The sequence below is a fragment of the Inquilinus sp. genome (assembly GCF_057815775.1).
This window is the reverse complement of the sequence record NZ_JBYRFX010000141.1, coordinates 1-10,258: the sequence shown is the minus strand read 5'-3', so window position 1 is coordinate 10,258 and position 10,258 is coordinate 1. Positions and strand designations below refer to the sequence as shown.

Sequence of the window (10,258 nt, the reverse complement as noted above, 5' to 3'; positions counted from 1 at the left end):
TCGCCATGGCGCTGCGCGCCTCGCGATGACGGTGCAGGATGGGCAAGGCCGCCCCAACAGCGCGTTCAGCCCGGGTTGATGGCCGCGAAGGTGGCATCGTAGCGCCCGTCCCGCTCGGCCGATCGCCGGGCGCGGTCGCGTGCGACCAGCACCTCGCCGCGAGGGTGATCGCCGCGCTCCAGCAGTTGCATCACCTCCGCGACATAGGCATCGACCGGCACGGCGCGTGGATCGGACGCCTGCTGCACGCCCGTCAGCGCTGTCTGCACATAGGGCGGCGCCAGTTCGAGCACTTCGACCGGGACATGGCGGAGCTGGTGCCGCAGCGACTGCAACCAGGAGTGCAGGAAGGCCTTGCTGGCGCAATAGGCCGGGAAGTCGGCGCGGGGCACGAAGGCGAGGCTGGAGCTGGTCGCCATGATCACAGCACCCGGCCGCCCCTTCAGGACCGGCAGCAGCGCCGCCGTCACGCGCAGCACGCCCAGGATGTTGGTCTGCACGATCGCCTCGGCATCGGCGGCGTCCCAGCCATCGGCCGCCATGTCCTCCGCCCGCGAGATGCCGGCATTGGCGATGAGCACATTGAGGTCGGGGAAGCGGGTGCGGATATTGGCCGCGAAGCGGGACACCGACAGCGGGTCGTCGAGGTCGAGCGGCAGCCCGACCAGGCCGGGCCGGCCTGCCGTGACCTGATCCAGCAGGGCCTGCCGCCGCCCGGTGATGATGACGCGGTTGCCGCGCGCATGCAGCGCTTCGGCCAGCGCCCGGCCGATGCCGCTGGTGCCGCCGGTGACAAGAATGGTGTTGCCTGACATCTTCATGGTCGTTGCCTTTCAGGATGGGGGAAAGGCGACGGCACCCCCGGCCGCAGGCACGCCCGGGACGACAACCGGCATCACGGCGAGGACAAGCCCTGCCGTAAGCGATATCTCGAACGGATTTGCAACTGCAGAGCAGGAGAGTGAGAGCATACCGCCGCGCCTTTTGCCTCGAGATCTCCCTGCTGGGACCTTCTCGACCAAGGACGCGTTGGATGACGGTAACGCCTACGGCAGCACCATGATTGCGGCTGCGAGCGGATGGTTAACGGGGCGGGCTGCAATCGTCAAGCGCCCGCCCGGCTCTCGCCCTGACAGGGCGGCCGGACGGGCGGCGGCAGGTCAGGCGCCCCTGCTACCCGACGGGTCGGATGTAGGCACACACTAGATAGCCGCGGAAGCCGGCGATGCTGGGGGAATCATCGGTCAACACCCCGGGGATCGGGCTGGCGGCGCTCCAGCTGCCGTCGCTACGATCGAGGGTCATGTGCCAGATCTTGTCGTCATTGGCGCCGCGGTAGACGCAGTGCAGCTTGCCGCCCACGACAGCCAGGCTGGGGGCACCCTCTGCCTCGTGGCCTGGAATCGTGCGGTCGCCTTCCCAACTGCCGGAGGCCGTTCTCTTCGTCCACCACAGGCCTTTGTTGGAACCATGGCCCCTGAAGACGCAATGCACGACGCCATTGAACGTAGCCATGGCAGCCGCCGCGGAGGACATCGCACCGATCTTGGTTCCGCCCTGCCATACATCGTTCGAACATTCGATAGAAATCACCTCGTCCGCGGTGGATTCGGAGCCCCCCGTACCGTCCGACACATACATACCGAGAAGCATCGATTGATCGGGACTCGGCGCAATTGCCGGCGTGAAGGCGACAGCAGAAGCCAAGCTGCGAGAGTGTCTATGACGCCAACTCTTGCTTGCCGGACTGTAAGTCACTTCGCGGAAAAAGTGAGGATCGTCGGGACGCGGAGCCACAAGATGGATCGTCTCTCCATTGCCCATGGTGACCCCCGATGGGCCACCCCGCACATACTTCACGTTTCCAGGCTCCACCTCAGCCTTGCCTGACCACGAGTCGATGTCATAGTCGCAGATGCTCAGGCGGAGATTGTCATCCAGGAAGACGCAGTAAAGCTTGGACGGCTCTGGGTTCGCATAGGGCGCCACAAGCCGATATTCTCGGCCAGTAAAAGTCAAATTCATGTGTTTATGCCATCCCGTGGATCCCATCAGACAGCTATGAAGCTGACCCTTCTTTTGAATTCTGGCAGTCACATGCAGTTTATAATGCGCGTCACCCTGGCCTTTGAAATCAAATGATTGGCCGACCCCCCCCATACTCGCCAGCGCGGCCGCATCGAATGCAAATTCGCGCTTCTGGATCAAATCGTCCTTGCCGATCAGCCAGTTCAGCAATTCGCCGAGCAATGCGCCGACGAGGCCGATCAGCGCAGCCAGGCCTGCCCCATCGTCATTTCCGCCATCCATGGACATGCTGGCGCAGTCGACGCAAAATTCCGCGACATCGGCCAGCGCATTCCGGATGTCGTCCCAGAAGCTGCCTCTATCTTTCTCCCAGCACTCCATATGCGCCATGACCGTCTTGTTCACCGTGCCTCGGAACCAATAGGTGTCGGCCGGGAAGTGACGCTCGGAGCCATTGTCGATGCCGCCATATTCGCCCGAGGCGTATGTGTTTTCGATGCCGGTATCACTACCCGCAGCCGCCATCCAATAGATCTCGTCACTGGGGCCGAAGTGCGAATCTCCGGTCCGGCGGATGCATTTGAATTGTTTCAAGTACAAGCGGGCAGACATCGTAGCGTCGGATTTCCCCTCCGCCGGAGAACCGGTGAACACGGTCAGCCCGCCGCCATATTCCTGCATGCCGGCGAGGAATTCGGGGCTGTCGAAGTCCCGCCCGTCCTTCAGGTCGTCCACCTTGACCAAGCTGAAATTCGGCTGCGTCATCACCTGACGGCCCAGGGCCGGCAAATCGGCCAGCAGTTCCGCCCGGCCGTAGTCGGCAGTGACCGGCAGCGATGCCACCTGCGGCGCGAACAGGCGCGGGCCGCCGGCCCGGGTCTGCGCCGCGCTGAAACCATGGGCCGCGGCGGCAACCTCGTCGGCCGGCAGCAAGCGGTGCAGCGCGTCATGCAGCAGCGTCTCCAGGTCGGTCAGCGTGCCGCCCTGGGCCTTCTTCTCGACGGCGTGCAGCGCGACGCCGAACAGCAGGTTGGTCGCCGCCCCGTGCTGGATGTCGCGGGCCGTGGTGGTGCCGTCGAACACGGCCTGCAGCCGCGCCGTACGCTCGGCCGGTGTCGAATTCCATTGAACCATGATGGAGCCTCCCCGGAATGGACATGCCTGGTCGAGCGCCGAAGACGGCGCGGGTCGGTGGCATTGTTGGACTGTTACAGTGCTGTGACTTGTCTCGGCGCGCTCAATAGTGCGGATGCGTCAGAATAGATCGATAAAATACAGTACAATTGCGATATGTGCGCGCATATCATAGTATGCGCGCCAATCAGTCCTTGAGCAAGCGGGAGCGGTGAATCCCGCCTGCACCTGCAGACTTCGGACAGCGCGAGATGCCCGGCGGATGATGTAGATGCGAGGCGGACCTAGGGCGGGTGATGTCCGGTCGGAGAGACCGGCTCTTCTCTCAGTATGGCAGCCCGGACGGCCGGACCGACGGGATAGAACAGCCGGCCGGCTCTCAGCCGGATATCGTCCTCATCCGGGGGGCAGCGCCAATAGCCCAGCAGCGCATCCTGCCGCGTCGGCGGCGGCCAATCGGCGGGCGCCATGATCGAGAAACCGGTTGGGGTCGGGCATTGCGCAGGCCCGGTGTCCGCCGAAGCCACGCCCGAACCGCCACAGCCGAGAGCGACGAGAACGGCGATCCCCGCTTGCCGGAACCGAAGCATTCCCCGATCCGAGTATCGCGGGAGTCCGGGCCGGCTCTTAGATCCATCCCCCATCCACGACATAGGTCTGGCTCGTGCACATCCTTGAGTCGTCGGAGGCCAGGAAGGCGACCATGCGGGCGATGTCGATCGGTTCGACGAAGGCCTTGATGCATTGCGCATCCATCACCTTCTGGATGTACTCCGGCGTGTACCACAGCTTGACCTGCCGCTCGGTCTTGACCGCGCCGGGCAGCACGCAGTTGACGCGGATGCCTTCCGCCCCCAGGTCGCGCGCCAGGCTGCGGGTCAGCCCTTCGATCGCCGCCTTGGCGGTGGTGTAGGCCGGCATGCCGCCCATCCCGGCGCGCCAGGAGATCGAGCCGAAATTGATCACCGAGCCGCCGCCGGCGTCGCGCATCGCCGCCCGCACCGCCTGCACCGTGAAGAACTGGTGCTTCAGGTTCACCGCCAGCCGCTCGTCCCAATAATCCGGCGTCACCTCGTCGATGCTGTGGCGCTGGTCGTGGCCGGCATTGTTGACCAACACGCGGATCGGGCCGACTGCGGAAACCGCCGCCCGCACCATGGCGCGCAGCGCATCGATGTCGCGCAGGTCGCAAGGCAGGAAGGTCGGCGCCGCCAGCCCGTCTTCCTTCAACAGCTCGACCAGCGCGCGGGACGAGTCCGTGTCGATGTCGCAGAACACCACCCGGCTGTACTGGCGGGCGAAATGCTCGACCAGCGCCGCGCCGATGCCGGAGCCGCCGCCGGTGATCAGCACGGCACGGTCCTGCAGGCTGGAATAGAGCGTGGTCTCGGTCATGATGTGAGCCAGGTTGAGGTCGGGGGGGTATCGGGTCGGGCCGCAGGGCGCGGCCGATCAGTCGCGCACCAGCTTCAGCCGCCGCTCGAACATGTCCAGCACATCGGCCAGGGTCTTGCCGCGGCGGACCCGGTGCTTGCCTTCATACACGCAATATTCCGGCTCCTGCGCGCCCATCACCTTGGCAATGCCGTAGAGCGGCTTGTCCTGGCTGTGCCGGAACACGCTGAACACCGCGGCACCGACCCCGTGATCGATCGCATAGTCCCGCCATTCGCCGGAGGCCACGCGATCGAAATAGAGGCCGAGGAGCTGAGCCAGCTCGACGCGGTTGAAGTAGACGCGGCCGCGACGACGCCGCTGCTGGGAGAGATCGAGAACCTGCGACATGCCGCCGAAAGCGAAGCCTCGACACTGTTGAGTCGTTCCGACGAGTGTTCGACAAATCCGGGCGTTCGTCCAGCCGCTGCGCGCAGGCTGCGACGCCCCGCCCCGCCGGGGCCCATATTGCCGCCTTATCCTTGCCACACCGCTTGGCCACACCGCTTGGCCAACACCGCCCGGATTGTCTTCCCGGGATCAATCGTCTAGGTAAGGCGGCTCGGCGAGACCATGCCGAGGCTGCGCCCTGTCCGGAATCCTGTGATGACCGATATCTTTCGCGAAGTCGACGAAGCCCTGCGCGAGGATCGCGTCAAGGCGATCTGGGACCGCCACGGCCGGCTGATCATCGCCGGTGCGGTGATCATCGTGCTGGTGAGCGCCGGCTTCGTCGGCTGGCGCAGCTACAGCCAGAGCCAGGCGCAGTCGCAGACCCGCGCCCTGGTCGATGCCCAGGCCCAGGCCGCCGCCAAGCCGGCGGATGCCGCCGCGATCTATGGCGCGGTGGCCGCCGACAGCAGCGCCGACCGCGCCGCCCTGGCCCGGCTGATGCAGGCCCGGGCCGATCTCGACGCCGGCAAGCGCACCGATGCCGCCGGCGTCTACCAGCAGATCGCCGACGCCAGCGGCACCAACCCTGTTATCCGCGACCTCGCCAAGCTGTATTCGGTGATGGCGCAGGCCGATGACGCCGACCCCGCGGCGCTGACCCAGGAGCTGGCGCCGCTGGCCGCCGACGGGTCGCCCTGGCGGGCACTGGCGCGCGAGCAGCAGGGCCTGCTGGCCCTGAAGCAGGGCGATACCGCCAAGGCGCATGAGATCTTCGACGCGTTGGCCAAGGACCCGGAATCGCCCCAGGGCGTGCGGTCGCGGGCCGAGCAACTCCTCAGCGTTTCCAGCAATTGAGGGATAACTCCATGCGGCGACGCACTCTGCTGCCCCGGATCTCCATCCTCGCGCTTGCCGCCGCCCTGAGTGCCTGCGGCTGGTTCGGGGGCGACGACAAGGTGCCGTTGCCGGGTGAGCGGATCTCCGTCATCAACCGCACGGAGGGGCTGGAGCCCGATCCCGCCGCCGGGCAGCCGGCGATCCTGCCGGCGATCCGCACCGACACCGAATGGCGCAACCCGGGCGGCGCGGTCAACCACGCCAACGGCAACCTGCAGCTGGCAATTCCGTTCCAGCGGGCCTGGAGCACCAGCGTCGGCACCGGCGGCAGCCGTGCCACGGCCCTGCTGACCGGCCCGGTGATCGGCGACGGCCATGTCTATGTCACCGACGCCTCCGGCCGGCTGAATTCGATCGATGCCGCCACCGGCCGGTCGAACTGGCGGGTGCGGGTGTCCGACCCGGACCAGGACGGCAGCCCGATCGGCGGCGGCGCCGCCTATGCCGACGGCGTGGTCTACGCCACCACCGGCTTCGGCGAGGTGGTCGCGGTCGACCCGAAGAGCGGCGGCCTGATCTGGCGCACGCCGGTGCCCGGGCCGGTGCGCGGCGCGCCGACCGTGACCCAGGGCCGCGTCATCGTCATCACCATCGACAACCAGACCGAAGTGCTGGATGCCAAGACCGGCACCAAGGTCTGGAACCATTCCGGCATCCCCGAGGCCTCCGCCCTGCTCGGCGCCGGCAGCGCGGCCGTCGACGCCGGCGTGGTGGTGGTCCCCTATTCCTCCGGCGAGTTGTTCGGCCTGCGGATCGAGAACGGCCGGCCGGTGTGGTCGGCCAATGTCGGCGGCGGCACCAACCGCGCCGCCGGCGCCCTGGCCGGCCTGGCCGACATCACCGCGATGCCGGTGGTCGATGGCGACCTGGTGGTCGCGATCAGCCATGGCAACCAGGCGGTTGGCCTGGACATGCGCACCGGCGCCAGCGTGTGGGAGCAGGCGATCAGCGGCACCCAGATGCCCTGGGTCGCCGGCGACACGATCTACCTGGTCAACACCGACGGCGTGGTGATCGCGCTGACCCGCAACACCGGCAAGGTGCGCTGGACGCGGGAGCTGGACCGCTGGACCGACCCGGAGGAGAAGACCGGCCCGGTCACCTGGACCGGCCCGGTCTTGGCCGGCGACACCCTGGTTTTGGCCAGTTCCACCGGCCATGGCGTGCTGATTTCGCCGAAGACCGGCGAGATCACCGGCCATTTCGAGTCCGACGAGACGCGGATTGCCCCGGTCGTGGCCGGCGGAACGCTGTATATTCTCAGCACGGACGGCACCTTGACCGCCTATCGCTGAGACAGAACACCGTATGCCCTTCACCATCGCCATCATCGGCCGGCCGAATGTCGGCAAGTCGACCCTGTTCAACCGGCTCGTCGGCAAGCGCACAGCACTGGTCGACGACCTGCCGGGGGTCACGCGCGACCGGCGCATCGGCGATGGGCAGCTGGGCCATCTGACCTTCCGCGTCATCGACACCGCCGGGCTGGAGGAGGCGTTCGACGACAGCCTGGAAGCGCGGATGCGGCAGCAGACCGAGATCGCGCTGCAGGAATCCGACGTCGCGCTGATGATGATCGACGCCCGCGCCGGGGTGACACCGCTGGACGCGCATTTCGCCCAGTGGCTGCGGCGCCAGGGCCGGCCGGTCATCCTGGTCGCCAACAAATGCGAAGGCCGCGCCGCCGAGGCCGGCATGCACGAATCCTGGTCGCTGGGCTTGGGCGAGCCGGTGGCGATCTCCGCCGCGCATGGCCAGGGCCTGGTCGACCTGCTCGACGCGCTGCGGCCGCTGATGCCGGCGGATGCGGCCGACGACGACACCCTGGCCGACGATGACGACCAGGTGATGCCGGAGGAGGAAGGCGAAGGCGACGTGGTCGACCCCGAGGTCGAGCTCACCCGCCCGATCCGGCTGGCCATCATCGGCCGGCCGAATGTCGGCAAATCGACCCTGATGAACGCCCTGCTGCACGAGAACCGGGTGCTGACCGGGCCCGAGGCCGGCATCACCCGCGATGCGATCATGGTCGACTGGTCCTGGCGCGGCCAGGCGATCAAGCTGGTCGACACCGCCGGGCTGCGCCGCAAGGCGCGGATCGACAAGATCGACGACAAGCTCGAATTCATGTCGGTCGGCGACACGCTGGAGACGATCCGCCTGGCTCATGTCTGCGTCCTGGTGCTCGACGCCGGCGCGATCATGGACAAGCAGGACCTGACCATCGCCCGGCATGTGATCGAGGAGGGCCGCGCCCTCGTCATCGCCATCAATAAGTGGGACACGGTCGAGGACCACGCCAAGGCGCTGCAGCAGCTGAGCGATAAGCTGCAGACCTCGATGCCGCAGGTGCGCGGCGTGCCGACGGTGACGATGTCGGCGCTGCGCAACCAGAAGCTGGACAAGCTGATGGACGCGGTGCTGGACATCCACAAGGTGTGGAACCGCCGGGTGCGCACCGGGCCGCTGAACCGTTGGCTGCCGGCGATGCTGGACGCGCATCCGCCGCAGCTGGTGCGCGGCCGCCGCCTGAAAATCCGCTACATCACCCAGGTCAAGGCCCGGCCGCCGACCTTCGCCCTGTTCGTGTCGCAGGCCGAGGAATTCCCGGACAGCTATCTGCGCTACCTCGTCAACGGCCTGCGCGAAAGCTTCAAGCTGTTCGGGGTGCCGATCCGGGTGGTGCTGCGCCAGCCCAAGAACCCCTACGCCGACAAGGACTGATCGGCGGGACCAGGCGGCGGCGCAGGGCAGGCCCGCCCGCTATGCCCGACGATTGCATTCGGGCGGCGGCCGGGCCAGAGTTCGCTCCCTTTTCGGGAGGAATCGGATGATCCACGAGCTGCGCATCTATCATTGCAACCCCGGCAAGCTGCCGGCGCTGCTGAACCGCTTCGACACCATCACCACCAAGATCTGGGAGCGCTTCGGCATCCGCCAGGCCGGCTTCTGGACCGTCGAGATCGGCGAGAGCAACCAGGCGCTCTACTACCTGCTGGAGTGGGAGTCGCTGGCCGAGCGCGAGACCAAATGGACCGCGTTCCAGTCCGACCCGGAGTGGCTGGAAAAGCGCGCCAGCACCGAGCGCGACGGGCCGATCGTGTCGTACATCACCAACGCCATCCTGAAGCCGACCGCCTTCTCCAAGGTCAAGTAGGCCGGCTGTAGATCGACAGGGCGGCCGGGTTCGGCCGCCCTTTCCTTTTGCCGGAGGCCACCGATGACGAAGACCGCCGCCGACCGCGAGCACTGGGCGCGTGTCGCCCGCGACTGGACCGCCTGGGCACGAAAACCCGGCCATGATGCCTTCTGGGCCTATCGCGACGCCCTGGTCGCCTGGCTGGGCGCGGGGACGGGCGAGGCGCTGGACTTTGGCTGCGGCGAAGGCCGGGTGTCGCGCGAGCTGAAGGCGCTGGGCCACCGCGTCACCGCCGCCGACACCGTGGCCGAGCTGGTGGCGATCGCGGCCGAGGCCGACTCCGCCCACGACTACGCCACCGCCGACGGCGCCGCCCTGCCCTTCGACGACGGCCGCTTCGACCTGGTCGTCGCCTACAACGTGCTGATGGATGTCGAGGACGTGCCCGGCGTGCTGCGCGAGGTGCGGCGTGTGTTGAAGCCCGGCGGCACGCTGATGATGTCGCTGGTCCACCCGTTCCGCGACCGTGGCCGCTTTGCCGGGCCGGAGCCCGACGCCCCTTTCGTGCTGGACGGCAGCTATTGCGGCCGCGAGCGCTTCGAGGGCAGCGAGGAGCGCGACGGGCTGCGCATGGACTTCGCCGGCTGGTCGCAGCCGCTGCAGGACTATGCCGCGGCGCTGGAGGCGGCCGGCCTGGCGATCACCGCGATCCTGGAGCCGCAGCCGGACCATCCAGAGGACAACGACCGGCTGAAGCAATGGGCCCGCGTGCCGCTGTTCCTGTGGCTGAAAGCCCGGCCGCTGGGGTGAACCGCGATGGTCACTCTCATGTAACTGTGGGCTGTCATGCCCGGACTTGATCCGGGCATCCAGAGACTGTCGACATCCTCTGGATTGCCGGGTCAAGCCCGGCAATGACAGGTAAAATATAACTAATCCCTGCCCTACCCCAGGATCTTCCCAGGATTCAAAATCTCCGTCGGGTCCAACGCGGCCTTGATCGCCGCCATCGCCGCGCGCCGGGCCGGGTCGCCGTAGAGGCGGAAGGCGTCCTGATTCTCCAGCCCGATGCCGTGTTCGGCCGAGAAGGAGCCGCCGAGGGCGGCGAGGCCGTCATAGAGGATCGCCTCGATCCGGCCCATCGACCCGGCCGGCCGGTCGCCGACCATGATGTGCAGATTGCCGTCGGCGAGGTGGCCGAAGACATAGACCCGCATATCGGGGGAAAACGCG

Annotated in this window: 10 protein-coding genes; 5 read left to right on the top strand and 5 right to left on the bottom strand. The window is 67.2% G+C overall.

All coding sequences use genetic code 11. From position 1 onward, the window contains the following. Positions 1-65 precede the first annotated feature (65 nt). From AC3XYG_RS05150 to AC3XYG_RS05135, 4 genes are all read right to left on the bottom strand, one after another. Positions 66-821 carry an SDR family oxidoreductase gene (locus AC3XYG_RS05150; protein ID WP_489138743.1) on the bottom strand — a complete coding sequence of 252 codons (756 nt, stop codon included), beginning with the start codon at positions 819-821 and terminating at the stop codon, positions 66-68. 352 nt (positions 822-1,173) lie between these two features. Continuing rightward, positions 1,174-3,162: a hypothetical protein gene (locus AC3XYG_RS05145; RefSeq protein ID WP_489138742.1), complete on the bottom strand. Its 1,989-nt coding sequence runs from the start codon at positions 3,160-3,162 to the stop codon at positions 1,174-1,176. Positions 3,163-3,789: 627 nt separating this feature from the next. Continuing rightward, positions 3,790-4,557 carry an SDR family NAD(P)-dependent oxidoreductase gene (locus AC3XYG_RS05140; protein WP_489138741.1) on the bottom strand — a complete coding sequence of 256 codons (768 nt, stop codon included), beginning with the start codon at positions 4,555-4,557 and terminating at the stop codon, positions 3,790-3,792. 57 nt (positions 4,558-4,614) lie between these two features. Next, positions 4,615-4,947: a DUF2794 domain-containing protein gene (locus AC3XYG_RS05135; RefSeq protein WP_489138740.1), complete on the bottom strand. Its 333-nt coding sequence runs from the start codon at positions 4,945-4,947 to the stop codon at positions 4,615-4,617. A gap of 255 nt (positions 4,948-5,202) precedes the next feature. On the opposite strand from AC3XYG_RS05135, the gene AC3XYG_RS05130 reads away from it, so the two are divergent. The 5 genes from AC3XYG_RS05130 to AC3XYG_RS05110 all read left to right on the top strand — a co-directional run bounded on the left by AC3XYG_RS05130 (position 5,203) and on the right by AC3XYG_RS05110 (position 9,835). Beyond that, positions 5,203-5,844, top strand: coding sequence for a tetratricopeptide repeat protein (locus AC3XYG_RS05130; RefSeq protein ID WP_489138739.1), 642 nt, complete (start codon positions 5,203-5,205; stop codon positions 5,842-5,844). Positions 5,845-5,855: 11 nt separating this feature from the next. After that, on the top strand, positions 5,856-7,181 hold the full coding sequence (locus AC3XYG_RS05125; protein ID WP_489138738.1) for an outer membrane protein assembly factor BamB family protein: 1,326 nt from the start codon (positions 5,856-5,858) through the stop codon (positions 7,179-7,181). 13 nt (positions 7,182-7,194) lie between these two features. Then, a complete protein-coding gene (der, locus tag AC3XYG_RS05120; RefSeq protein WP_489138737.1) occupies positions 7,195-8,610 on the top strand; it encodes a ribosome biogenesis GTPase Der in 1,416 nt (471 codons plus the stop codon). Between the two features lie 106 nt (positions 8,611-8,716). Further along, positions 8,717-9,043: an NIPSNAP family protein gene (locus AC3XYG_RS05115; protein ID WP_489138736.1), complete on the top strand. Its 327-nt coding sequence runs from the start codon at positions 8,717-8,719 to the stop codon at positions 9,041-9,043. 63 nt (positions 9,044-9,106) lie between these two features. Beyond that, positions 9,107-9,835, top strand: coding sequence for a class I SAM-dependent methyltransferase (locus tag AC3XYG_RS05110; RefSeq protein WP_489138735.1), 729 nt, complete (start codon positions 9,107-9,109; stop codon positions 9,833-9,835). A 134-nt stretch (positions 9,836-9,969) separates the two neighbouring features. On the opposite strand, the gene AC3XYG_RS05105 is transcribed toward AC3XYG_RS05110, so the two are convergent. After that, positions 9,970-10,258: FAD-linked oxidase C-terminal domain-containing protein (locus tag AC3XYG_RS05105; RefSeq protein ID WP_489138734.1), on the bottom strand; the 289-nt coding region annotated here is incomplete at its 5' end.

Bases quoted from the DNA above. Each gene is read 5' to 3' on its own strand.
- AC3XYG_RS05110 (WP_489138735.1), top strand. From the start codon at position 9,107: ATGACGAAGACCGCCGCCGACCGCGAGCACTGGGCGCGTGTCGCCCGC.
- AC3XYG_RS05145 (WP_489138742.1), bottom strand. From the start codon at position 3,162: ATGGTTCAATGGAATTCGACACCGGCCGAGCGTACGGCGCGGCTGCAG.
- AC3XYG_RS05150 (WP_489138743.1), bottom strand. From the start codon at position 821: ATGAAGATGTCAGGCAACACCATTCTTGTCACCGGCGGCACCAGCGGC.
- AC3XYG_RS05135 (WP_489138740.1), bottom strand. From the start codon at position 4,947: ATGTCGCAGGTTCTCGATCTCTCCCAGCAGCGGCGTCGTCGCGGCCGC.
- AC3XYG_RS05125 (WP_489138738.1), top strand. From the start codon at position 5,856: ATGCGGCGACGCACTCTGCTGCCCCGGATCTCCATCCTCGCGCTTGCC.
- AC3XYG_RS05115 (WP_489138736.1), top strand. From the start codon at position 8,717: ATGATCCACGAGCTGCGCATCTATCATTGCAACCCCGGCAAGCTGCCG.
- der (WP_489138737.1), top strand. From the start codon at position 7,195: ATGCCCTTCACCATCGCCATCATCGGCCGGCCGAATGTCGGCAAGTCG.
- AC3XYG_RS05140 (WP_489138741.1), bottom strand. From the start codon at position 4,557: ATGACCGAGACCACGCTCTATTCCAGCCTGCAGGACCGTGCCGTGCTG.
- AC3XYG_RS05130 (WP_489138739.1), top strand. From the start codon at position 5,203: ATGACCGATATCTTTCGCGAAGTCGACGAAGCCCTGCGCGAGGATCGC.